Below are 22,092 nucleotides of genomic sequence, written 5' to 3' on the forward strand. Positions count from 1 at the left end.
TCGTGATGTGCCTGGACGCCTCGATCCGCGCCTTCGGCCAGCAGGGGACCTCGCTCAGCATCGCCAGCGTCGCCGTCGTCTTCCTCGCCGGAAACCGTTCCGTAGTAGCTGGTGACGAAGAGACCGGAGGCGCGGCCGATCTGCTCCGGGCGGACGGCCCGCTGCATCGCGCTGTTGCTGTTGGGATAGATGAAGCCCAGCCCGAAGGCGCCCATGAGGAAGGCGAACACGCACTGCACACCGACACCGGCATGCGTCTCGTAGATGCACACGGCGATGACGGACACGGCGAGCAGGCTCCCGATCAGCAGGTTCCGCTGGTTGAACCGGTCGCCGAGCCAGCCGCCGAGAACGGCCGTCATGCCGCCGAAGCCGAGCAGGCTCATCGCCAGCGCCGCTTGCTCGGAGGTGTAGTGCAACGAGGTGATGAGGTACGTCGGGTAGAGGCCGAGGAACCCGTAGATGGCCACACCGCTGACGACCGAGTGGATCGCCAGCGCGATGGTGTTGCGGTTGTAGGCGGAGGCCGACATGTACTCGTAGGTCCTGGTCGAGACGGCCTTCTCGACGCGGTGCTCGGTCAGTCCGGTCCTGAGGAGGAACAGGGAGGCGGCGGCGATCAGCAGTCCGGCCGTACCGAACAGGTAGAACGGCGCATGCCATGTGCCGTGCGTGCTCATGAGCTGCACACCGATGAGTGGGGCGATGAAGACGCCGACGGAGTAGCCGACCCCGATGACGCCGAAGGCAAGGCCCCGGCGGTGGGCGAAGAAGGCGCCGATCGCGGCGAAGATGGCCGCGGACTGCATGCCCTCGCCGAAGCCGGAGACGACGCGGTACACCGTCATGTCGGCGAGGCCGGTCGCCAGCGGAGTGGCCATCGTGCCCAGGGAGTAGATCACGATGCTGACCAGGAGCACGGTCTTGCGTCGGAAGCGGTCCAGAAGGTAGCCCGCGGGCAGGCCGGCCAGGGCCATGCCGAGCGTGAAGTTCGTCGCCAGCAGCCCGCCCTGTTCCAGCGAGAACCCGTAGTCCTGACGGATGTTGGGCAGCAGCGGCGGGAAGACCTGACGGTCCATCGCGTTGACCATGTACGAGAGGACGACCAGCAGGAAGCCCACTGCGATCATGACCCGGGAAATGGGTGCACGGTTGCTTTCTTGGGTGCCGTCGGCGGGCACGGTATTGGTGTCGACTTGGGCTGCGTGAGTCATTGCGGCTCCAGAGGAGGGATAGGTCGCGGCAGGCCACGGCGGATTCATCGCGGCCACGGGGCCGTATCGCGACGACGAGAAGCGGTGAGCTGAACACGGACTCGGTTCGGCCGGAGGCGTCGATGCGCCGCAGGCGGCGGAATGGGGCGAAGGGGCTGACGCGCGGTCGGACGCCGCATGCGGAATTCAGCCGTTCATCGCCTGTCGGGGACATCCGTGGCTATGGAGCCTTCGACGGCTCGACCCGGTACGGACATATGCCGGACACCGGGTCGGCGATGGCAGAAACCATGAGGGGAACTCAGCGGTGCGTCAAGACGTGCACACCGCATTTCTTCGATTGCCCTCGTATTTCCGGTGGTGACGGGGTTCTGCGGCTTCGGACGAGCCTGCTGCACAGGCCGACGGTCAGTCCGCACACCGGACTCTTGACGCGTCGGAGACAGCGAGTGCTATCGTTAGCATCGCGTGGCTGTGACAGAGTGATTCGACATGCCCCTGCATATCCGTGACCCGTTCCAGGGGCGTACCGCGACGCCTTCGCCGACCACAAGCCGGCGGACGCCGGCGCCTGTACCCAAGCCCAGTGACCCTCCCCACCTCGCCCGCGGCGACCGCCGGCCTCATCGGACAATGCCGTCGGTTGCCCTCCGGGCGACGCAACCCTGCTGACCGAAAGTGACCGGGCGCAACGCCCGGCCATCCGCATCGGACGCACGATTCCGCAAGGACGACCTGCCATGAAACCATCGAGCCGCCCTGGCACCGTGCTGCTCACCGACTACGCCTGGCCCGACGACTCCGTCGAGCGATCGGTCATCGAGGAGGCCGGCCACACCCTCGTGACCGGTCCCGCTGAACCAGCCTCCGCCGAGGTGATCGATGATCTGGTCGCCCAACACCGACCCGTCGGCATCCTCACCTGCTGGGCGCCCGTCTCCGCCACCGCCGTCCAGACGTCGCCGGACCTGAGGATCGTCGCCAGACTCGGCGTCGGTCTCGACAACATCGCCGTGGACACCGCAACCGAACGAGGTGTGTGGGTCACGAACGTGCCGGACTACTGCGTCGAGGAGGTCTCCGACCACGCGGTGGGCATGGTGCTGGCCTGGACCCGCGGCCTGGCCGTGTTCGACCGGGACGTCCGGGCCGGCCACTGGAACCCCGCGAGCGCCAGACTGCGCCGACTGTCCACCTTGACCTGCGGCGTCGTCGGATACGGGCGCATCGGGCGCGCCACCGCACGCAAGCTCGGTGCGTTCGGCTGCACGATCCTCGCGCACGACCCACACCCGCCGAAAAACGCCCCCGGAGTGGAGCTGGTCGGCCTGGAGGAGCTGCTGCGCCGCAGCGACGTGGTGATCCTCCACGTGCCGCTCACACCCGGCACCCACCACATCATCGGCACCGAGCAACTGGCCCGGATGAAGCCGGGCGGCCTGCTGGTCAACGTCAGCCGCGGAGGCCTTGTCGACACCGACGCGGTCGTCAAGGCACTGGACAGCGGACGGCTGGACGGGGCCGCCTTCGACGTACTGGAAAGCGAACCGTACGTCCCCGCCGGACTGCTCCAGCAGCCGGGAGCACTGCTCACCCCGCACGTCGCCTTTTCCTCCGACGCCTCGGTCACGGAACTGCGCCGCCGCGCCGCCGAAGAGGTCGTACGCGTTCTCGCGGGCGACGCGCCCGCCCACGTCTGCAACAGCCCACGCGCTCTGACGACGGAGCCGGGGGAGCAGCGATGAGCGCCGACTCCGCGCACCCGAGTCCGGATGCCGCGCTGACCGATTTCCTGATCGCGCACAAACTCGCCCGCGCCGGTGAAACCGCCCGCTGGACGCCGCTGGCCGGCGGCGTCTCCTCCGACCTGTGGCGGGTGGACCTGCCGGGAGGCTCCCTCTGCGTCAAACGAGCCCTGGCCAGGCTCAAGGTCGCAGCCGACTGGCAGGCACCGGTCTCGCGCAACGCCTACGAATGGGCGTGGATGCGGTTCGCCTCCCGCCACCGGCCCGACAACGTGCCCGAACTGCTGGCCCACGATCCCGAAGCCGGCCTCTTCGCGATGGCGTACCTACCGCCCGAGCACTACCCCATGTGGAAGGCGCAACTACTGGCCGCAGAAGTGCGGCCGGAGACCGCGGCGGCCGTCGGGGAGCTGCTCGGCACTTTGCACGCGAAGAGCGCGGGCGACGCCGACCTAGCCACCGAATTCGCCACCGACGACAACTTCCACGCGCTGCGCATCGAGCCGTACCTGCTGGCGACCGCCGCAGCGCACCCCGAACTGAGCGATGTCCTCAAGCGACTTGCCGACCGCACGGTCACCACGCATCTGGCCCTGGTCCACGGCGACGTCAGCCCCAAGAACATCCTCGTCGGCCCGTCAGGACCCGTGCTGCTGGACGCCGAGTGCGCCTGGTACGGAGACCCGGCCTTCGACCTCGCCTTCTGCGTCAACCATCTGCTGCTCAAGAGCCTGGCGGTGCAGGGGCGGCGCGCCGAGCTGCTGCGGTCCGCCCGCGTGCTGGCCGAGGACTACGGCCGGTGCGTCGACTGGGAGCCCCTGAGCGACCTCGAGTCACGAGCCGCCTCGCTCCTGCCGGCCCTGCTGCTCGCGCGGGTGGACGGCAAGTCCCCGGTGGAATACCTCACGGACGACCGGCACCGGGTCTTCGTCCGCACCGTGGCCTCGGCGCTCCTCCGGGCGCCCGCGCACACGGTGACGGACGTCCTGGACGCCTGGGCCACCGCACTCGAGACCCCGACCGTACCCATCGGCACTCGGCCCGACTGACCCGACGCATTCGAGAGGTTCCGTGGGTCCGACCAAGGAGAGACACATGCGCAGAGTCGTCACCGGCCACCACGCGAACGGCCGGTCGGTCGTCACCAGCGACGGCCCGATCCCACGCAGCCGTGAGTTCACCAGCCTTCCGGGCTGGGTGTCCCGCCTGCCCTGGGCCACCGAGCCCGGGGAACCGGTCAGCCGGACAGGCGAGGACCCCACACCGAAGATCACGAGCCTGCTCCCGGCACCCGGCGGCACCCGGTTCATCGTGCTGACCTTCCCGCCGGACACCGCCATGACCGAGCCGTCGTTCGATCCCATCGCCTTCGACCAGGAGCAACGCGCCGACTCGCCAGGCATCGCGGACCTCATGGAGCCCGACGGCATGCACACGACGCCAACCGTCGACTACGGCCTCGTGCTGCAGGGCGAGATCGTCCTCGAACTCGACGACGGCCACTGCACCCACCTCTCGGCTGGGGACATCGTGATCCAGAACGGCACCAGGCACGCGTGGCGCAACCGCAGTGACAAACCGGTCACCATGGCCTTCGTCCTCATCGGCACCAACCGCGACGGATGACTGAGCCCAGACACAGACAACGTTCGGGACCGCGCTTTCGGCCAAGCCGACCGCGCCCCCGACGGCGTCGCGCGCGCCGACCTGCCCCGTAGGCAGCAGGCCGCGGCGACCGCGTCCAGTGGCCAGGGATGAGAGCGACGAGCTGGGCGGGGGCGGCCGGGGCGGCGGGCAGGCTGGTGAGCGCGTAGACCGTCTTGATGGTGGCCTTGCCAGTCTTACGGTTCACCCGGCGGCGCATGCCGCCCAGGGTGAGTGCGCTCACGGTCGTGCGCTGTGCGGCCTGAGCGTCGGTGAAGCCGCGGGACCGTGAGCAGCGGCAACTCCCGCTGGTTCGAGAATGCACGCAGCAGTGCACCGCGCTCGCCCGGACGAAAGAGGGACTGGCTGTCAGGCGAAGTGGTCATGGGCGGACCGCAGGTGGCCGTGAGGTCAATCGAGGACGATGCGGCCCCTGTCTTCGACCTGTCGGCGTACGAGCTAGACGCCCGGGGCGTGGCCCATGGCTCCGCGTTCGGGATGCAGGACATAGGCGGTGGCGCTCTCGTGGACGGTGAAGCAGCCGACGTCGGCGCCGCCGTTGGGTATCTGTGCCCAGGTCACCGGGCCGTCGGCCATGAGCAGGTGGGTATGGGCACCGCCTTCTCCATCACCGGGGCCGCTTCCGGGCATCCCGAGCGGAGTGTTCGCGATGGGCACGAACGGCGAGGCGGAGGAGATCGGCCTCGGACGACGTGTCGAGCCGCCGCTAGCTTGGTCCCCTGCTGGTCCTCTGCAGAACCGACGGTCGGACCAGGGTCCTAGCTCTGCCGGTTGACGGCTCCTGGCGAGCAGGACAGGTACGGGCTTTCAAGATCGTGGAGTTGTCTACGCCCCGTGACCTGACTGGAAGACCGTGCCTGCCGACGCGTCATCGCTGATCCCACCCGGCCTTGACCAGCTCGGCGAGCGGCCCCAACGGAAACATCCCGACCGGGCACGGCCTAGACGACTGGTCTACTCGAATGTTAGCGTTCTCGCATGCCGGTCACCACGCGCAACACGGACACCCGTCGGAACATCCTCGACACCGCCCAGCGGATCATGGCCCACAAGGGCTACTCCGCCGTCGGCATCAACGAGGTGCTCGCGGAGGCCGGCGTACCGAAGGGATCCTTCTACCACTACTTCGCCTCGAAGGACGCCTTCGGCGAAGCGATGCTGAAGAGCTACTTCGCGGACTATCTCGCGGACATGGACGGCATTCTCGCCCGGTCCGGCCGGTCGGCGGCCGAGCGGCTGATGGCCTACTGGCAGCAGTGGCGGGAGACGCAAAGCGTCGAGGAGTGCCAGGGCAAGTGCCTGGCCGTGAAACTCGGCGCCGAGGTCGCCGACCTGTCGGAGTCGATGCGCCTGGCCCTGAAAGAGGGCACGAGTGCCATAGTCGACCGCATCGCGCGCACCATCGTCAGCGGCCTGGAGGACGGCTCTCTCTCGGTCGATGGTGATCCCCGTGACGTGGCGCAGGCCCTGTACGACATGTGGCTCGGCGCGAGTGTCATGTGCAAGATCCATCGCAGTCTGGCGCCGCTCGACAGCGTGACAGCGGTAACGCGCAGGCTGCTGCACCTGTAGAAGGCTTAGGCCCCATGCCTGCCCCGGTCATGGGGGGTCTTTTCACCTCGAATAGTAGACTGGTCTACTCAATAGGAGTGTTGTCATGAAGGTTCTGATTGTTCTCACCTCGCACGACGAGCTGGGCAACACCGGCCACAAGACCGGGTTCTGGCTGGAGGAGCTGGCGGCGCCGTACTACCGCTTCGCGGAGGCCGGCGCGCAGATCGTGCTCGCCTCGCCCAAGGGCGGCCAGCCGCCGCTGGACCCCAAGAGCAACGAGCCCGGCTTCCAGACAGACGACACCCGACGCTTCGAGGCCGACCCGGAGGCGACCAAGGCACTGGCGAACACCGTGCGCCTCGACTCGGTCTCGGCCGGCGACTTCGACGCGGTCTTCTACCCCGGCGGGCACGGACCGCTGTGGGACCTGGCCGAGGACACCGTCTCCGCCCGGCTGATCGAAACGACCCTCCGCTCCGGCAAGCCGGTGGGCCTGGTGTGCCACGCACCCGGCGTCCTGCGGCACACCGTCAACGAGGACGGCACCCCGCTGGTCTCGGGCAGGAAGGTCACCGGATTCGCCAACTCCGAGGAAGAGGCCGTCCAGCTCACCAACGTCGTCCCCTTCCTGGTCGAGGACGAACTCACCAAGCTCGGAGGCGTCTACTCCAAGACCGGCGACTGGCAGCCCTACGTCCTCCAGGACGGTCTGCTGATCACCGGGCAGAACCCGGCCTCCTCCGCTCCCGCAGCCGACACCCTGATCGAGCTGCTCAACAAGAGCGGCGTGTGAGCGCCTAAGTCGCCATGCTCCGCGAGCGCGTGAGCGACCCGGCCGAGCTGGCCCTGTCCACCAGCTCGGCCCGGTCGGCCCGGGCAGGCCACGAGGTCACACCGGTCGTCGGATACGGCACGTTCGAATGCCTTCGGCATGGACCCGCAGGCCACCCTGATCCACCTCGCCGATCACGTCGACCCTGGGCCGCCCTCTACTTGCAGAAGCCCGGTCCGCCGGAGGGAGGCGTCTGGAGGCGGGAGTGGAGAGAGACCGCCCGTATCAACGCCGTCCAGTTCTCCGGCCCCGACATGGCGCGCATCGTCGTCGCCGTCGACCCCGCCGGCGGAGAGTCCACCGTCGGCGGCGAGACGTGCGTCATCGGCGTCGGCCGCGACTTCGACCGACAGCTGTACGTCCTGGCGGACCGATCCGGATCGATGGGCGCCAACGACTGGGGTCTGGCCGCATGCCGTCTCGCCCTCGAACTCAAGGCCGACGCGATCGTGGTCGAGAAGAACTACGGCGGAGACATGGCGCGGCAGATCGTCACCCAGGCATGGGAGCAGCTGCGCCGCGAGGGCGTCACCAAGGGGCTCCTCATGCCCATGATCCTGGAGGTCACCGCCAAGGTCGGCAAACGCCTGCGCGCCGCTCCCGTGGCCCAGCTCTACGAACAGCAGCTCGTGCACCACGTCGGCGAATACCCCGAGTTGGAAGGTCAGATGGTCACCTGGGTCGAGGGAATGGACAGCCCTGACCGCATGGACGCCGCCGTCCACGGACTGACCGAACTGGCCGATCCCGACCAACTCGACACCCTGCCCACCGACACGGACGACGACCGGTTCGACGGCCGCCGCTGAACGGCTTCGCATGCTGAGCCCCGAAACTGCCCGTAGAGGCAGGGCTGATGCATTCTCAGCCGGCGAGATGAGCTGATCGCCTGCGTCATCTTCCCTGTCGGGTCGACGTGTTGAAGCGGATCGAACAGGGTTGGAAACGTGCCGGTTTGACGTACGTTCCGGGTACCGGAGGATCGTCGGGTGGCAGGGTATCGGTGCCAGTTCTGGCCGGCCGGGCGGACCTGGCTGTTCGGCCGGGCTCTCTCCCGCGGCTTCGGTAAGCGTCTTCAGCGCATCAGGAGATCGATGGCGACCTCCAGTCGTTCGAGGTAGAAGTCCCGTGATGCGGCCTGGTGTTTGAGGCCGGTCGATGCGCTGATCATCGTCTGGGCGACTTGGCGGGCCGCCGCTTGTCCTGCCTCGACGGCGATCGCGTCTGTGATGAGTTGCTCGAAACGTTGCGGCATGGTCTCGACGATCTCCCTCAGGAGGCCGGGGTTGTCCTCGATGACCACCGCCACATCGCGTGTCAGCGGGCCGATGTAGCGGCCCGCCCACTGGTCGAACGCATTGAGGAGGCGCTCTGCAAGGGGTCGGCCGGTGTCGGCCAGGACGTGTTCGACCGCTGTGATGTCGCGCTCCAATGCCTGGGTGACGGCGGCGCGGAACAGGCTCTCCTTCGAGGAGAAGAGGAAGTAGAGCCCGGGCCGGGAGATGTCCGCCGCCCGCGCCACCTCCTCCATCGAGGTCTTCCGGTAACCGAATCGCGCGAACGTGACCATGGCGGAGTCCAGAACCATGGTCCGACGGTCGATGTCGGCGACTGTCGACGGCGGGTGGCTGGCAGCGGGACTGTTCATGGACCGAGCATACGAGCGAGAGTCTTACTATACAAATCAAGACTAGTAAGTATAGTCACCGCCATGACTGCTCGCGAACCCATCTCCACGCCCTTCACCGCCTCCAGCACCGCGGACGAGGTACTGCGGGGCGTCAACCTCACCGGCGTCCGCGCGATCGTGACGGGAGCTTCCTCCGGAATCGGGATCGAGACGGCTCGCGCGTTGACCGCTGCCGGGGCGGAGGTGACGCTCGCTGTCCGGAACGCGACGGCGGGGGACGCCGTCGCCGAGACGATCGAGAAGTCGACCAGAGGGATACGGCCCCGATCCGTCCCGCTCGACCTTGCCGACAGGACCTCCGTCACGCGATTCGTTGACGCGTGGGACGGCCCGCTTCACCTGCTGATCAACAATGCGGGCGTGGTCACTGGTGGCCTCGAACGCACACGTGAGGGCTGGGAGCTGCAATTCGCGACGAACCATCTTGGCCACTTCGCCCTCGCCGTCGGCCTTCATGACGCCCTGGCCCGGGGAGCGGCCGATCGCGACGGAGCACGAATCGTCTCGGTCAGTTCGACGGCGCACATGCGTGCCGGCATCGACTTCGACGACCTCCACTTCGAGCGTCGCAGCTACGATCCGCAGATCGCCTACGCCCAGTCGAAGACGGCGAACTCTCTATTCGCCGTCGAGGCCAGTCGCCTCTGGGCGTCGGACGGCATCATCGCCAATGCGGTGAACCCCGGCGGTGTCGCGACGGGACTGCAGCGGAACTTCACCACGCAACAGAAGGAGTCGCTCGATGCGGCCGAAGCCGCCGGAGTCTTCACGTACAAAACGGTGGAGCAGGGGGCTGCCACCAGCATCGTTGCGGCCGTCGCCCCGGAGTTCGCGCACTCCGGAGGCCACTACCTCGACGATTCACAAGAGGCCTACACCGTGACGAACGACGCCGACCTGGCGCAGCATCCGCACGGTGTCAAGGAATGGGCGCTCGATCCCGCCACCGCCAAGCGCCTGTGGGCGGTCTCGACCGACCTGCTCCGCGTCTGACCTCTCGACGCCACAGCAAGCGGTATCGCCGCCTTCTTGGTTGGTCACCGCATCGACCCACAAGGCCGGTAGTACATGGCCTGCGAAGATGGCCATGTCCGATGCGCAGAGCCAAAACCCGGTCGGTTCCCCTCCGAGAGCCAGGTGCGGGGCCCCGCCTTCGGCGCGAGCGAGATGCCGGCCGGCGCGGCTCAACACGCTGAACTTGACAGAGAAGTACGCGCAGGCGCGGTCGGTTGACCCAGTTCGGCAACAAGAGACGCGACACCTGATGATCAAGGTCGTCGAAGCCTTTGATCATGAACAGGGGTCGCGTTCCGCTCACTACGGGCCGAAGGCGTTCGCCCGACGCCTGCCACCGGGCCGGGATCCTCCGATCCATGGGAGCGGTCGGCACTCCGCGGACAACACCGCCGCGGAGTCGTTCTTCGCCGCTCTCAAGCGGGAGATCCTTCCCGACCGGCGTGGCCGGCCGACCGAACGAGCCGCCCGCCTCGCAGTCTTCCGCCAGCACGGCTTCTACAACCACCGGCGCAGGCACTCCACGATCGCCTACCTCGCGCCGGTCGCCTTCGAACAGGGATCAACTACGCTGGCCATCGCTGCATGACAACCGGTGTCCACGATCAAGGTGGAAGCCCCCTCCGGCCCACCCTCCCGTGTGCCGTCACGGCGTCGTGTCCGCCCGCGTCACCGGGACCGACCACGGACGTTCACCGTCTGGCGGAACACCAGGTCTTGACGGCGCGATTCTCCGGCCGCTCAGCGTGGCACCGCCTCGACCACGGTGATGCTGTGCACCTTGCGTCGACGCGGACTGCAGTGCACGTCGACCACGTCCCCCACCCGGAAGCGGTTCGCCAGCTCGGAGTTCGAATCCCCGGAGAACATCGACCGATGCCACTCGGCTACCTCGAAGGACCACGCCCTGCGGGACTCGGGGTGCTCGACCGCGCAGCAGTAATGTGTGATGACGGTCGGCGGATCGTCGTAGTGCGTGGTGTAGTCCCAACGGGAGATGATCGCACCGCGGAAGGCCAACTCGGCCGGAACGCCTTGGATTCGGCGGTGGGCGGGCAGCCAGAGACCCGTCAGGAGCAAGCCGATGAGCAGCGGGCCGGCGTCGATCACCGCACCGTGGGGAGTGCGTACGGTCAGGGCCGTTGCCGCTGTCGCGGCGCCAACGGTGAGGGCCAGGGCGACGAGCTGCCACAGGTGGCCCCAGCGCGGTGGGTCCAGCGGAGCCGTATCGACGACGTGCCACGACCTGCCGTAAGAGGACCAAATGCGGAGGGACGCGCGAACGGGCAGTGCCGACTCGGGGCCGTTCGCCCCCACTTGCCGGTCCGGAAGCCGATGCGCGGCGGCGCTCGCGCAGTTCCGCCACCATGCCGCGGCCCGGCGGCCGGCGGGCGTCAGACGCGGGCGGGACTTGCGTGGGAATCGCTCGAACCAGAACATCAGCAGGAGCACGGCGGCGACGGTCGCGTCGAAGGCCACCTCGAAGACGCCACTGCCGAACCCGGAGCAGCCGTACAGAATGCCCGACCACGCCAGGCCCCCGGCGACCCTCAAACTCCAAGTCAGGGACTTCTCCCGGGCCGGGCGGATCAATCCGAGGGCCATCGCCTCGTCCCGGACGCTCCACTGAAAGCTCCGCCACCACACCCAGTACTCGTCGCCGTCCCCCGGCCCGAGCGCCGCCAGGGGCACACGGTCGACCTGGCCTCGGCAGCGGTGACGGACACGATCGAGCAGCAGCTGCTCGAAAGGGCGCAGGCGCTGGTTGCCGTCTGTCCGAAGTGCGAGCCGGACCGTCGGCGTGCCGTCAGGCTTCCGCTCGAGCAGCAGCCGGCCCGCCTCCACGAGTTCCAGGCCGGCCGTCTCGATCGCCTTCGGCGTCACCTCGCCCTTCCCGAGCAGCAGGTTCACCACAGCCGCAGCCAGCTCCTGAGGGAGAGGGGGAACCGGCAGGGGTGCCCGGGTCTCCCATCTGCGCACGGCGTACACCACGGCTCCGTACAGCACCGGGCAGAGCGTGAGCGCGATCAGGTAAGTCACCACAGATACTCCCCGGCAACACCGCTGGGTATCCCTGTGGCGCCCGCTTCCGAGCCGCAGGTCTGGGCCGCGCAGTAGTCACTGTCGTTGATCACGGCGGTTTCCAGGACCGGCAGCGGGCGCCGGCGGGTGACGTCGGCCGGGTTGTGGAGGGTGGCGCCGTCGATCGTGGTGATGCCGGGCACCGCCGTGGTGGCGGTGGTGTTGACCCTGAGCTCGCCGGCCCGGGCCATGCGGTCGCTGTGCGCGCTGTGACCCAGCAGGGCGGCGAGCTCGGGCTCGGTGTCGGGCAGGGGGAGCAGGCCGTAGCCGTAGAACGTCATCGGCGCGGTGCAGGCGCGCTCCTTGGCGCGCAGGGTGCCGGCCGCGGCGCCGCGCGGGTTGGCGAACAGCTGCCTGCCGTGCGCGGTGCGCGCGGCGTTGGCGTGCTCGAACTGGGCGGTGGTCATGAGGACTTCGCCGCGGACTTCCACGGTGACGGGCTCGGCCAGTGTCTCGGGCAGGCCCTCGATGGTCCCGATGGCGTGCGAAACGTCCTTCCCGGACGTGCCGTCCCCACGGGTGATCAGCTGTCTCAGGCGGCCGCTGGTGTAGCGGGCCGCAACCGCGAGCTCGCCCAGTTTCGGCTCGACGCTGAAGCGGCCAATGTGGTGACCGATGCGCCGGGCCAGGGAGGCGGTCCAGGCGGTGAACTCCTCGGGGGAGAACACGTTGTCCAGGCTCAGCATCGCCACCGTGTGCGGGACATCGCCCTTCACGGCGCCACCGGCGACCTTCCCCGTCGGCGAGTCGGGCAGCACCTGCTCGGGATGGTCGGCCTCCCATGAGGCGATGCCGCGCACCAGCCGGTCGTAGGAGTCGTCGTCCAGTACTGAGGTGTCGCACGCGTAGTAGGCGGCCGACGCTTTCACCGCGTCCTCGACCGCTTGTGCGTGGGCGGCGGCATCCACGATCACTGCAGCTGGTGTGGTCATGACCGCCATCCTGCCTGCCACCACTGACATTGCCCGATGCAGCGGGACGCGAGAACAGCCGGCGTGTACGACGGCGAGTTACGGGGCCTGCTGATCCACTACCAGCAGTTTGACGAGCGCCATGGCATGAACACCTGCTTTGGTGAGGTGCAAGGGTCGCAGGAGAAGAAGGCCGCGGCGAAGAATCCGGGGCGGAGCCCGCGCAGCGCCTGGCTGTGCCTCTCAGCACGAGCGAGCACGCCTACGCCCTCGACGTAATCCGTCGGTGCCACCCGTGTGCGGGCGGAGTAGCGGAGGAGGTAGCGCGGCGCGTATACCGTGCGGGATACTTCGGGTATGGCTGAAACCACTGTCAAGGTCGACACGAGCACCAGGGACACCCTGCAGGGCCTCGCCGCTGCCGAAGGTCTGTCCGTCAAGGCCTACCTCGCCAAGGTGGCGGGGGAGAAGGAACAGGAGCGGGCCCTGCAGACTGCGACCGCCGCCTTCCGCCGCGCGATCAGCGAGCCCGGCGTCATGGATGCCTTCGACGCCGAGTTCGGCGGTCTGCCGTCCGTCGCCCACGACGCCTCGCGGGCGGCCTGACCTGTGCCTCCCGTCGTGTACGTCGACTACCGGTGGTTCCTCGAACGCCAGGAAGAGATCCTCCGGGACGACCTGACCGTCAACGACTTCTCCGTGCTCGTCGGCTTGGCCCAGCGCCACCGGGTCGATCCGCCCCGGCATGATCAGCACCATCCCGACGCCTTCTGGCGGGCTGCGGTCATGCTGGAGGAGTGCGTGCTGCTGCGCCCGCTCCCGGCCCGCAACGAGGTCTACGGATACGGCGTCGCCATCGCCTATCTGGAGGCCTCCGGAGAACGTGTGGACACCAAATTTGAGCTCTGGCGGGAACTGATCTACGACATCCGAGGGCTGCGGCTGGACTCGTACGGGGTCGCCGAGCGGCTGCGTTCCTGGCGCCAAGCGTCACCCTGATCGGCGCTGCGCGTTCTCAGGAGTATCGGCGGTTGCTCGCTCGGCCGACCGGGCCACGTGGTGCTCAGTCAGCGCAGCACACCGACGTAGCCGAGCAGAATTCTGGCGACGGCGCCCGGCTGGCGTCGTGGACAAGGTCAAGGAACGTGTACGCCGGACACGTCCTGGCCCTGGAGCTCAACAAGGCGCGGTTCTTCGAGGGCAGCGCCCTCTTCCTCCGCACGCCCGGTGTCCGCGAGGAGTTCGCCAGCCGGTTCTGCCCGCAGCCCGCCGCGGCCGCGTCCGTGTTACGGGTACGCGAAGGACCAGGTCGTCCCGATCAGCGACCGGGAGCTGAACAACCTGCCCCTGCCCACCGCGCAGGCCATCGAGATCGCCGGGTTCGTGTCGCTGGAGTCGATCGACGCGATCCAGATTTGTGCATAGCCGGTCAGTGACCGCTGTACGTTCCGCTGGTGCTGCGTGGAGCGATGTGGGCGGTGCATTTTGTGTCGCGGGATCTTCCCTCGGTTTCGGTGTGGCCCGCGTACCTGGGGCCGCGCCGTCACCGTGCTCGAAACCCTCCAACCGCCCGACGGCCCCTATTTGTTCGAACGCCTCGCGCACGGCCCCGGCCGCCACCACGGGCGCGGCCATGTCGCCTTGACCACCGGGCAGACCAACGAGAATCTCAACCACTTCATCGCCTGGGTGAACCGCTACTGCGCTGCCCACAAACGCCCGGACGCCATCCCTCCCGTCAACGGCCGCGTCTTCTGCTTGCATGCCGCCCGGTTCCGCCGCACGCTCGCCTGGTTCATCGCCCGACGTCCCGGCGGCACCATCGCCGGAGCCCTTCAGTACCGCCACCACAGCATCCAGGTCTTCGAGGCTACGCAGGCACCAGCGACTCCGGTTTCCACGCCGAGGTCGAAAGCGAGCAGGCCCTCGCCCGGGGCGAGCATCTTCTGGCCCTCATCGACGCCCACGAGCACACCCGCCTGGCCGGCCCGGCCGCCGCCGAAGCGGCCCGGCGCCTGAAGGACTTCGGGTACCGCGCACGCTACCGGGGCAGTGTCGTCCTCGACGGGCGACGCCTGCAACAGATCACGAAGCGCAACGACCCGGCCGTCCACCCGGGTACGTACATCACCTGCGTCCACGATCCGGCCAAGGCCCTGTGCGAACGAGCCCGGCAACGGCCCTGCGAAGGACTCGGCGATCACGCTGCGTGCCAGCCGCTGGACTGCCGGAATGGCGGCTGATCATTCAGAACATCGAGACCTGGAACCGAGAGATCGCCCGGATCTGTCAACAGCTGGCCACTGGGCCGCCGCTGCCGCCCCTGCTGCGGCACCGGCTCGTGCAGCGCAAACAGCAAATCGAAGCCATCCTCGCCTCCACACAACAGGAGTCCCGATGACCCTCCGTGCTGCTCTGCCGTCCGCAGCCAGAGTCCGGGCGGCCCTGAGCAGGCTGCAGCAACACGCTGCCACGACCGGCAGGCGCCCACAGTCCTTGCCCTGGCCCGCGAGGCCGACTCAGCAACACCACCTCCCGACGCCATTCCCCGACATCGTCCGCGACATTGCTGACACTTTCCGCGCGGAGCCGCCCGCGACCAGATCGTCAACCAGCCGTTACGACCGGCTCGTTGCCCGCAACGCACGGCTGAAGCGACGCAGCAAGGAACTCATGGCCCTTCTCACACGCGCCGCCGTACGCATCCAGCAGGTCACCCAGGACAACCAGCGCCTCACACAGGAACTCGAATCCTCCACTGGTATCACCCACATCGCGTCCCTGGGACGCCGACGGACTTGGAGCCGCTGGAGCCAGCCCGCCAACCGCCGGCTCCGAAATCGCTCCTCCGTGTCACCGAGCCCGGCGGATTCTGTCAACTGCGCATGATGGCCTGGCGATCTGCGGGGGGACCGTGTGGGTCTCCGGCTACGTGCCCGTCGGCCTCATGCTGCTCAGCGACAAGTTCCGCAAGCCGCGACACGTTCTTCAGGGTGTGGGTGCGGTGAGATACCGCTGGATTGTGGGGCCGAGCCAGTCCACGATCTCCTCGCGACCGAGCGCCACGCTCGCCGGGAACCGCAGGACGTAGCGCGTCAGCGCGAGTCCCAGCACGGTCGCGGCGCACAGTGCCGCCCGTGTCTGTGCCTGCTCCGGTTCGGGGCCCACCTGGCGGGCCAACGGGATCAACTGCTCACGCAGCACGCTCTGCATGCGTTCGGCGGCGGCCGGGTCGGTGGCGCCGACCCGCATCAGTGCGGTGAGCTCCCCGTTCTCCTCCCACAGGGTGAGGAAGTGGCTCACCAGCGTGCGGCCGATCGCCTCGCGCGGTTCGACGGGCAGGTCGGGCAGTCCGGGGTCGATCGCGACGGCAGCTGCGAACAGGCCCGCCTTGCTGTCGTAGTAGCGCATCACCATCGACGGGTCGATCTTCGCGTCGCGCGCGATGGCCCGGATGGTCGCCTTCTCGTAGCCGTCCGACGCGAACCGCTCGCGGGCCGCGGTGAGGATCGCGGCACGGGTTGCGTCGGAACGCCGTGCGGCCTGTTGGTTCTCCGTGGTGCCGGTCATGCCTACGAATGTAGGCCAACGGTTGTTGACAGTCCAGGGTCACACCCCTACGTTTGCCAACAGACGTTGCCAACAAATGTTGCCAACGAGCGTTGGCGCGAAGTGTTGGCTAGATCACGGCGCCCCTGAGCGGACAACCGATCGTGAGAGGACCTACCGAAATGGCCAAACTCGAGAGTCTCGACCCGCACACGCCGATGTTCGCGCAGTTCCAGGAGAAGACAGGGCCCATCGTCCTGGCCAACACCTTCGTCGTACCGAAGGAAAGGTCCGAGGCGTTCCTGGCCCTCTTCCGACGACAGGCCGAGTTCATGAAGGCGCAGCCGGGATTCGTCTCCTTGCGGATGCACCAGGGGACGGCGGGCAGTCGGCTACTGATGAACGTCGCGGTCTGGGAATCGACCGAGTCCCTCGCCACCGCGCTCGGCAGCCCGGAGTTCCAGCGCATGGCCGCCGACTTCCCCGACGGCATCGTGTCGTACCCGCACATCTTCGAACAGATCGACGTATGACACGGCGGCTGCAGCCAGGAGAGGGCAGCGGGTGAAGCCCCGCTCTCTCCTGGGCGATCATGCCTCTCCGTCACGCCGCGAACCGCCAATGCCTCCGATCAACCCACCACGCGTAGCCCACCCCTGACGAGGAGTCACTATGCCCGTGGGACTGAATCACACCATCGTCCCCGCCCGTGACCGCAAGCCTCGGCGCAGTTCCTGGCCGACATCCTCGGCCTGAGTGTCGATCCGCCAGTGGCGCACTTCACGCCGGTCACGCTCGCCAACCAAGTCAGCCTGGACTACGAGCAGCTCGACGACTTCGAGCCGCACCACTACGCGTTCATGGTCAGCGCGCAGGAGTTCGGCGCCGCCCTCGCCCGCATCCAGCGCCGCGGAATCCCCCACTTCGGCGATCCCGCGTGCCAAGAGACAGGGCAGATCTATCGCGGCAAGCGCATAGAGGGTCGCAGGGGAACCTCTTCCGCGACCCCGACGGCCATCTCATAGAGATCCTCACCCCGGGCGGTACCGGGGCGTGAGGCCGATGGCGACCAAGCGGATCACAGCTTCGCTGGTGCCGACAGGCAGCACGGTGAAAGACGCCCCGAGGTGCACGATCTGGTCCGCCCCATCCACAGCGGGCCGGCGCCATCTGGCAGGTCATCGACCGCCCCCATCACACCCGCCGCTGACCGCGGTCCCACTTCCAGCCCGACCATCGAAGGAGAACCACCATGTCGCTGAAGAACGTCAACACCGTCCTGGCTACCGCCTGCGCCCTGTTCGTCCTCTATCTCGGGCTGTCCTTCATCCTGGCCCCGGAGGCGTCCACTCATGGCGTTGGCCTGCCGGAATGGCCCGCCGGCAACGGCGACGGCTTCCTCATCATGAAAGGCACCCGCGAATGCGCGATGGGCCTGGTCCTCGGCATCCTGCTGATGACGGGCCACCGCCGCGCCCTGGGCTGGGCCCTGCTGATGGAGGCCGTCGCCCCGTTCGGCGACATGATCAACGTCCTGGCCCACCACGGCTCCAACGCCGCCGCGTTCGGCATCCACGGCCTGACCTCGGCACTGATCGCGATCACCGGCTTGCTCGTCCTCCGCGAGACGAACAAGACTCACAAGGCCACCGCCCCAACGCCCACCGCGCAGCCCGTCTGACAGCTGCACGCCCCGAAGGGGTGCCCGACCACATGGGCCGGGCACCCCTTCTTTGTGCCCGACCACAGAGAAGGGCCGGGCGGACGGTCTTCTTGGTGTAGGCCAAGGCGGCCTGCCACCGGCTCAGTCAACCGATCCACATCGACACGTCGACTCAACGGGAAGTCTGGGTCAACAGTCACATTCAAACAGTGACCACAACCAGGTCGGTGAGGGCTACTACCTGACACCGGACGAGGCGGTGGCGGCTACTGGTAGTCACGGCGTCAACCGCATCGACGCCTGCTGACCGCCGCCTCGTATGTGGAGAGCTGGCTGAGCCAGCTCTCCACATCACGGTGGCCTTGTGGGCCGGCCTGAGCTTGTCGCAAGCAGACCAGGATTCCCGTGGTTGCCGGGGTCATGTGTCCCGCTTCCAACCCGCTGATTCGAAAATCCACCGTCCCGTTTCCGTAGCCGCTGGTCAGGCGACGCCTTCCGCTCAGTCACAGGCTCGGAACGCACCAAGCGGAAACAACGTCCGCCGGACGGCCACAGACCGATTTTCACGCCCAAAGGGTGTCCCCGACAGGGGACCGGACTACTCAGTCACAGCGACCGCGGTGATCGAAGTCCAGCAGCTCCCGCGGCACCGCACCCGCAGTCAGGCGCGGTAGGGCGGTCCGGCCTGCTCGACCCCGACGTGCCGCTGTCGGCAACGACTGCGCTCTCAGTATCCGCAGCTCGGCGAGCACCAGCGGCACCATCGTCGGCCACTTGTCGAGTGCAGCCAAGGCACCTGGTGTTGGTACCAGGAGCCCGACCAAGGAATGCGTGGGCGCGCGTGGCCGCGCCGTGCGGTCGATGGGCTTTCCCGGGCCCGTCGGACGGGTGGATCAGCGCAGTCCGGCGAAGAGATCCTTCTCGGGTAGGGCCGCGCCGGTGGCGTCCTGGACACGCACGAAGGTCTCCATGCCCATCAACTCGCCGAACCTCTCCTTGCCCATCTTGAGGAAGAAGATGTTCTCGCCCTGACTGGCGTGCGCGGCCAACGCGTCGAACTTCTGACCGCTGAACGCGGTGGCGTCCACCCACGTGGTGATCTCATCGTCGGGGAGTCCGATCTTGGCCATCGCGGCGGCCTCGGCGGGATCCGGCTCCGGCATGTCCTCATGAAACTCGCGCATGATCTCGCCGAACCGATGCATCATCGAGCGGGGCATCGTGGTCCAGTACACCTTCGGTGTCAGCTCGGTCATCTCCAGCGCCGCCATCGTGATGCGGTGGGCCTGGATGTGGTCGGGGTGGCCGTAGAAGCCGTTCTCGTCGTAGGTGACGACCACATCAGGTCGGTAGTGCCGCATGAGTTCCGCGAGTCGGGCCGCGCCTTCCTGCACGGGGGTCTGCCAGAACGATCCGGGAGCGTCGTTGCCCGGCCAGCCCGCCATCCCGGAGTCGGCATAGTCCAACATCTCCAGATCGCTGACCTTCAGGACGTCACAGCTCGCCTCAAGTTCTTGACGGCGCATCAAGGCGACCGCCGCCGGATCGTGCCCGGGATCACCCGGCTTGACGCCCCCCGGTCCGTCACCGCAACCGCCGTCGGTACACGTCACGAGAACCGTGCGGACGCCTTCCGCCGCGTACCGCGCGAGGACCCCTCCGGTTCCGGTGGCCTCGTCGTCGGGGTGGGCGTGTACTGCCATGAGCGTCAAAGGCCGGTCAGTCATGAAACAGTCCTCCTGCAGAAATACGTCTTGGTCCAAGGAGCGCGGCGGGCGTACCGCGATCCCGGGCCCGGATCCTGGTGGGGCGGAGGACCTTATGGCCTCCGTGGTCCCCGCCCATGTGGCGCCGGTCCCTCGGTCGATGCAACCGTGCCGGCCGGACCGGCTGTTCCCGGCACGGCCGCTTGGCCTTCCAGGCGGCCGCGTTTCAACGCGAACGAGGTAACGGCGGCCTGCGTGTCTCAGCGCCACGTCGGATCCGATCCATCCGGCACCAGCCGTGAGATTCCGACACGAAATTTCAGACCCGACAACTCTCAACAGACATCAGCTCGCCGGGGGCAGACAGGAAAGATCCCGAAAGGACTGGTGCGCTGTGGAATGGCATGTTCATCGCCTGGTTCGGAGATCGACGACGAGTTGTGGGCGCGCATCCAGCCGCTGCTGCCGGTCGTCCCACGTAATCCGCGGCGTCAAGATCGTAAGCGTCCGCATAGTCGCAGGTGCTGTGCGGGATCCTGTTCGTGCTGTACCCCGGGATCCGCTGGGAGTTCTGCCCCAGGAACTGGGCTTCGGCTCGGGGATGACCTGCTGGCGACGGCTGCGGCGATGGAACGAGGACGGGGTCTGGCAGCACCTGCACGAGCTGCTCCTCTCGGAGCTGCGGGCCGCAGACCTGCTGGACTTCTTCCCGCGCGCGGTCGACTCCAGCCACATCCGTGCGATGAAGAGCGGGCCGGTCACCGGTCCGTCCCCGATGGACCTGGGCAAGGCCGGCAGCAAGCAGCACCTGATCGTGGAAGCGCACGGCATCCCGCTCGCGACAATCACCACCGGCGGCAACCGCAACGACGTCACCCAACTGATCCCGCTGATCCAGGCCGTCTCGCCCATCCGCGGTAAGCGCGGCCAGCCACTGCGCCGCCCCGGGCACCTGTACGCCGACCGCGTCCATGACCACGAGGTCTACCGGGACAAAATCCGCCGCTTCCAGATCCCCCCCGCACCGAGCCCGGCGCGGCACCAGGCACGGCTCCGGCCTGGACGTGTACCGCTGGGTCGTGGAAGGAGGATCGCGCTGCTGCACTGGTTCCGCCGCCTGTGTATCCGATGGGAGATCCGCGACGACATCCACCACGCGGTCATCACCGTTGGCTGCGCCGTCATCTGCTGGCGCCGACTGCGCACCGCACCTTGTTGAGAGTAAGGGCGGGCGATCGCCCCACGGGATGGCCTGCTCGATGCGTCAGAACGCATACGTAGCAGTCGGGCCCGGGCAGCCTCACATCCGGGATCTCAGCACGTCGACCTCACAGCCCGGCGCGAAGGGGTCGAAGCCGTGCTCGACCAGCCAGCGAACTGCCAGCAGGCTTCGCAACGACCACCACGCGTGGATCACGTCGAGGTCGATGTCGGTGCCGTAGCCGGCGACGACGTCGTCGAGGTGCTCCTCGTGTCCCAGCGTGAAGGTGGCGAGGTCGTAGAGGGCGTCACCCTGGCCCGCCTCGGACCAGTCGATGATGCCGGTGACCTCGTCGCCGTCGACGAAGACGTGCGCGATCTGCAGGTCGCCGTGCGTGAACACCGGAGTCCACGGCCGGAGCGCGGCCTCGGCGACCTGGTGGTTGCGCGTGACCAGGTCAGTGGGGAGGACACCATTCGTCACGAGCAACTCGCACTCGTCGTCGAGTTCCGCCGCCAGCGCGACGATGCTCCGGCCGGCCCGGCCCGGCAGGGGCGGCAGGGGCGCTTCGTGCAGCTTTCGGATGGCGGCGCCCGCCGCGGCCCACGCCGCCGGCGACCCGGTCGACGGCCCGCCGAGGCGCCCAAGCGTCGTCCCCGGGAGTGCGGCGATCGCGATCACGGGCGGCTTGCGCCACAGGACCTCCGGGGTCGGGACCGGCGCGAGGGACATCGCCTCGACCTCGACGTCGATGCGCGCCTGATCAACGTCCACCTTCAAGAACACGTCACCGACGCGCAGAGTCGCGCGCTCGGAATGGGCGACAACGACTTTGACCTCGTCCATGGGCGACCAGTATCCCGGGGATGATCGCCGATGTCGTCAGGTTTATCGCGTGCGATTACACGGTTGACCGCGTCCCGCTACCAGGCGGCCTCGTGCTTCCCGTTTCCTGGAACCCACCCTCCTCGCCCTACTCGAGGACCGATTCCGCCACTTGGCGTCGGCGGGGACGCGGGCCTCGCCCATGGAGTCGTGCTCGAAGCGGTATTCGCTCCCGCTGTTACAGCGACCGACCGGGTCAGTCGTTACAGCGACCGACCGGGTCAGCGGGGATGTTGGTCCGCCCGGGTGCCGCACAACTCTGTTGCTGACTGTGACTCAGGTCTCGCCGCGGCCGTGCAGCAGATGGCACGCCTTCCCCGTCGAGGAGGGGTGACAGGAAGGGGGGAGCGTGTGGAGACGGACTTCCACGGTTTCGTCGCC

The 22,092-nt window shown here is 67.9% G+C and carries 22 protein-coding genes and 2 pseudogenes; 15 read left to right on the forward strand and 9 right to left on the reverse strand.

The genetic code is table 11. From position 1 onward, the window contains the following. Positions 1–161: 161 nt before the first annotated feature. Positions 162–1,262 (reverse strand): annotated as a pseudogene (locus tag ACWC09_RS49205) (MFS transporter); the annotation flags it as partial. 692 nt (positions 1,263–1,954) lie between these two features. On the opposite strand from ACWC09_RS49205, the gene ACWC09_RS49210 reads away from it, so the two are divergent. Genes ACWC09_RS49210 through ACWC09_RS49220 form a run of 3 tightly spaced genes read left to right on the forward strand, consistent with a single transcriptional unit; the run spans position 1,955 to position 4,585 of the window. Further along, positions 1,955–2,959, forward strand: coding sequence for a C-terminal binding protein (locus tag ACWC09_RS49210; protein WP_450858429.1), 1,005 nt, complete (start codon positions 1,955–1,957; stop codon positions 2,957–2,959). Continuing rightward, the gene (locus ACWC09_RS49215) at positions 2,956–4,008 is read left to right on the forward strand and encodes a phosphotransferase family protein (protein WP_450858431.1); all 1,053 of its coding nucleotides are present in this window, start codon (positions 2,956–2,958) and stop codon (positions 4,006–4,008) included. Before ACWC09_RS49210 ends, ACWC09_RS49215 begins: the two co-directional genes overlap by 4 nt. Before the next feature lie 46 nt (positions 4,009–4,054). Further along, positions 4,055–4,585 (forward strand): cupin domain-containing protein, encoded by a 531-nt coding sequence (locus ACWC09_RS49220; protein WP_450858432.1) that lies wholly within the window; start codon positions 4,055–4,057, stop codon positions 4,583–4,585. Positions 4,586–5,062: 477 nt separating this feature from the next. Here the strand turns inward: ACWC09_RS49220 and ACWC09_RS49225 are convergent, their stop codons facing one another. Next, entirely contained in the window at positions 5,063–5,200 is a 138-nt protein-coding gene (locus tag ACWC09_RS49225; RefSeq protein WP_450858433.1) for a hypothetical protein, read from the reverse strand. A gap of 402 nt (positions 5,201–5,602) precedes the next feature. Here ACWC09_RS49225 and ACWC09_RS49230 point away from each other — a divergent pair, with 402 nt between their 5' ends. From ACWC09_RS49230 to ACWC09_RS49240, 3 genes are all read left to right on the forward strand, one after another. Then, positions 5,603–6,196, forward strand: coding sequence for a TetR/AcrR family transcriptional regulator (locus tag ACWC09_RS49230; protein WP_450858435.1), 594 nt, complete (start codon positions 5,603–5,605; stop codon positions 6,194–6,196). An 85-nt stretch (positions 6,197–6,281) separates the two neighbouring features. Further along, positions 6,282–6,971 (forward strand): type 1 glutamine amidotransferase domain-containing protein, encoded by a 690-nt coding sequence (locus ACWC09_RS49235; protein ID WP_450858437.1) that lies wholly within the window; start codon positions 6,282–6,284, stop codon positions 6,969–6,971. Positions 6,972–7,171: 200 nt separating this feature from the next. Next, on the forward strand, positions 7,172–7,819 hold the full coding sequence (locus tag ACWC09_RS49240) for a phage terminase large subunit family protein (protein ID WP_450858439.1): 648 nt from the start codon (positions 7,172–7,174) through the stop codon (positions 7,817–7,819). 266 nt (positions 7,820–8,085) lie between these two features. Here the strand turns inward: ACWC09_RS49240 and ACWC09_RS49245 are convergent, their stop codons facing one another. Continuing rightward, positions 8,086–8,580, reverse strand: coding sequence for a TetR/AcrR family transcriptional regulator (locus ACWC09_RS49245; RefSeq protein WP_450858463.1), 495 nt, complete (start codon positions 8,578–8,580; stop codon positions 8,086–8,088). A 141-nt stretch (positions 8,581–8,721) separates the two neighbouring features. Here ACWC09_RS49245 and ACWC09_RS49250 point away from each other — a divergent pair, with 141 nt between their 5' ends. After that, complete coding sequence (locus ACWC09_RS49250; protein WP_450858441.1) at positions 8,722–9,693, forward strand: SDR family NAD(P)-dependent oxidoreductase; 972 nt, start codon at positions 8,722–8,724, stop codon at positions 9,691–9,693. Between the two features lie 271 nt (positions 9,694–9,964). Next, positions 9,965–10,303 carry an integrase core domain-containing protein gene (locus ACWC09_RS49255; protein ID WP_450858442.1) on the forward strand — a complete coding sequence of 113 codons (339 nt, stop codon included), beginning with the start codon at positions 9,965–9,967 and terminating at the stop codon, positions 10,301–10,303. Between the two features lie 152 nt (positions 10,304–10,455). On the opposite strand, the gene ACWC09_RS49260 is transcribed toward ACWC09_RS49255, so the two are convergent. Both ACWC09_RS49260 and ACWC09_RS49265 read right to left on the reverse strand, forming a co-directional pair. After that, positions 10,456–11,754 carry a DUF2207 family protein gene (locus ACWC09_RS49260; RefSeq protein ID WP_450858444.1) on the reverse strand — a complete coding sequence of 433 codons (1,299 nt, stop codon included), beginning with the start codon at positions 11,752–11,754 and terminating at the stop codon, positions 10,456–10,458. A 170-nt stretch (positions 11,755–11,924) separates the two neighbouring features. Further along, positions 11,925–12,737 (reverse strand): annotated as a pseudogene (locus ACWC09_RS49265) (DNA ligase LigA-related protein); the annotation flags it as partial. 327 nt (positions 12,738–13,064) lie between these two features. Here ACWC09_RS49265 and ACWC09_RS49270 point away from each other — a divergent pair. The 3 genes from ACWC09_RS49270 (at position 13,065) to ACWC09_RS49280 (ending at position 14,132) form a co-directional block, all read left to right on the forward strand. Continuing rightward, a complete protein-coding gene (locus ACWC09_RS49270) occupies positions 13,065–13,313 on the forward strand; it encodes an antitoxin MazE7 (RefSeq protein ID WP_450858445.1) in 249 nt (82 codons plus the stop codon). Between the two features lie 3 nt (positions 13,314–13,316). After that, positions 13,317–13,706 carry a toxin Doc gene (locus ACWC09_RS49275; protein WP_450858446.1) on the forward strand — a complete coding sequence of 130 codons (390 nt, stop codon included), beginning with the start codon at positions 13,317–13,319 and terminating at the stop codon, positions 13,704–13,706. Between the two features lie 228 nt (positions 13,707–13,934). After that, on the forward strand, positions 13,935–14,132 hold the full coding sequence (locus tag ACWC09_RS49280) for a Ku protein (protein WP_450858448.1): 198 nt from the start codon (positions 13,935–13,937) through the stop codon (positions 14,130–14,132). Positions 14,133–14,542: 410 nt separating this feature from the next. Here ACWC09_RS49280 and ACWC09_RS49285 read toward each other — a convergent pair whose 3' ends face one another. Beyond that, positions 14,543–14,911 (reverse strand): hypothetical protein, encoded by a 369-nt coding sequence (locus tag ACWC09_RS49285; RefSeq protein WP_450858450.1) that lies wholly within the window; start codon positions 14,909–14,911, stop codon positions 14,543–14,545. 784 nt (positions 14,912–15,695) lie between these two features. Continuing rightward, the gene (locus ACWC09_RS49290) at positions 15,696–16,277 is read right to left on the reverse strand and encodes a TetR/AcrR family transcriptional regulator (RefSeq protein ID WP_450858452.1); all 582 of its coding nucleotides are present in this window, start codon (positions 16,275–16,277) and stop codon (positions 15,696–15,698) included. Positions 16,278–16,438: 161 nt separating this feature from the next. Here ACWC09_RS49290 and ACWC09_RS49295 point away from each other — a divergent pair, with 161 nt between their 5' ends. From ACWC09_RS49295 to ACWC09_RS49305, 3 genes are all read left to right on the forward strand, one after another. Then, on the forward strand, positions 16,439–16,789 hold the full coding sequence (locus tag ACWC09_RS49295) for an antibiotic biosynthesis monooxygenase family protein (protein WP_450858454.1): 351 nt from the start codon (positions 16,439–16,441) through the stop codon (positions 16,787–16,789). Between the two features lie 237 nt (positions 16,790–17,026). After that, the gene (locus ACWC09_RS49300; RefSeq protein WP_450858455.1) at positions 17,027–17,281 is read left to right on the forward strand and encodes a hypothetical protein; all 255 of its coding nucleotides are present in this window, start codon (positions 17,027–17,029) and stop codon (positions 17,279–17,281) included. A 227-nt stretch (positions 17,282–17,508) separates the two neighbouring features. After that, the gene (locus ACWC09_RS49305; protein WP_450858457.1) at positions 17,509–17,937 is read left to right on the forward strand and encodes a DUF4267 domain-containing protein; all 429 of its coding nucleotides are present in this window, start codon (positions 17,509–17,511) and stop codon (positions 17,935–17,937) included. 875 nt (positions 17,938–18,812) lie between these two features. On the opposite strand, the gene ACWC09_RS49310 is transcribed toward ACWC09_RS49305, so the two are convergent. Then, on the reverse strand, positions 18,813–19,646 hold the full coding sequence (locus ACWC09_RS49310; RefSeq protein WP_450858459.1) for a PIG-L family deacetylase: 834 nt from the start codon (positions 19,644–19,646) through the stop codon (positions 18,813–18,815). 580 nt (positions 19,647–20,226) lie between these two features. On the opposite strand from ACWC09_RS49310, the gene ACWC09_RS49315 reads away from it, so the two are divergent. Next, positions 20,227–20,844, forward strand: a complete 618-nt coding sequence (locus tag ACWC09_RS49315; RefSeq protein ID WP_450858461.1) for a transposase — start codon at positions 20,227–20,229, stop codon at positions 20,842–20,844. Between the two features lie 81 nt (positions 20,845–20,925). Here ACWC09_RS49315 and ACWC09_RS49320 read toward each other — a convergent pair whose 3' ends face one another. Beyond that, positions 20,926–21,672 (reverse strand): phosphotransferase family protein, encoded by a 747-nt coding sequence (locus ACWC09_RS49320; RefSeq protein ID WP_450858462.1) that lies wholly within the window; start codon positions 21,670–21,672, stop codon positions 20,926–20,928. Between the last annotated feature and the right edge of the window lie 420 nt (positions 21,673–22,092).

This window comes from Streptomyces sp. NPDC001617 (assembly GCF_053596855.1).

What these genes read in the sequence shown, in the direction of transcription:
- ACWC09_RS49210 (WP_450858429.1), top strand. Translation starts at nt 1,955, where the DNA reads ATGAAACCATCGAGCCGCCCTGGCACCGTGCTGCTCACCGACTACGCC.
- ACWC09_RS49215 (WP_450858431.1), top strand. Translation starts at nt 2,956, where the DNA reads ATGAGCGCCGACTCCGCGCACCCGAGTCCGGATGCCGCGCTGACCGAT.
- ACWC09_RS49220 (WP_450858432.1), top strand. Translation starts at nt 4,055, where the DNA reads ATGCGCAGAGTCGTCACCGGCCACCACGCGAACGGCCGGTCGGTCGTC.
- ACWC09_RS49225 (WP_450858433.1), bottom strand. Translation starts at nt 5,200, where the DNA reads ATGGCCGACGGCCCGGTGACCTGGGCACAGATACCCAACGGCGGCGCC.
- ACWC09_RS49230 (WP_450858435.1), top strand. Translation starts at nt 5,603, where the DNA reads ATGCCGGTCACCACGCGCAACACGGACACCCGTCGGAACATCCTCGAC.
- ACWC09_RS49235 (WP_450858437.1), top strand. Translation starts at nt 6,282, where the DNA reads ATGAAGGTTCTGATTGTTCTCACCTCGCACGACGAGCTGGGCAACACC.
- ACWC09_RS49245 (WP_450858463.1), bottom strand. Translation starts at nt 8,580, where the DNA reads ATGGTCACGTTCGCGCGATTCGGTTACCGGAAGACCTCGATGGAGGAG.
- ACWC09_RS49250 (WP_450858441.1), top strand. Translation starts at nt 8,722, where the DNA reads ATGACTGCTCGCGAACCCATCTCCACGCCCTTCACCGCCTCCAGCACC.
- ACWC09_RS49255 (WP_450858442.1), top strand. Translation starts at nt 9,965, where the DNA reads ATGATCAAGGTCGTCGAAGCCTTTGATCATGAACAGGGGTCGCGTTCC.
- ACWC09_RS49270 (WP_450858445.1), top strand. Translation starts at nt 13,065, where the DNA reads ATGGCTGAAACCACTGTCAAGGTCGACACGAGCACCAGGGACACCCTG.
- ACWC09_RS49290 (WP_450858452.1), bottom strand. Translation starts at nt 16,277, where the DNA reads ATGACCGGCACCACGGAGAACCAACAGGCCGCACGGCGTTCCGACGCA.
- ACWC09_RS49295 (WP_450858454.1), top strand. Translation starts at nt 16,439, where the DNA reads ATGGCCAAACTCGAGAGTCTCGACCCGCACACGCCGATGTTCGCGCAG.
- ACWC09_RS49305 (WP_450858457.1), top strand. Translation starts at nt 17,509, where the DNA reads ATGTCGCTGAAGAACGTCAACACCGTCCTGGCTACCGCCTGCGCCCTG.
- ACWC09_RS49310 (WP_450858459.1), bottom strand. Translation starts at nt 19,646, where the DNA reads ATGACTGACCGGCCTTTGACGCTCATGGCAGTACACGCCCACCCCGAC.
- ACWC09_RS49315 (WP_450858461.1), top strand. Translation starts at nt 20,227, where the DNA reads ATGACCTGCTGGCGACGGCTGCGGCGATGGAACGAGGACGGGGTCTGG.
- ACWC09_RS49320 (WP_450858462.1), bottom strand. Translation starts at nt 21,672, where the DNA reads ATGGACGAGGTCAAAGTCGTTGTCGCCCATTCCGAGCGCGCGACTCTG.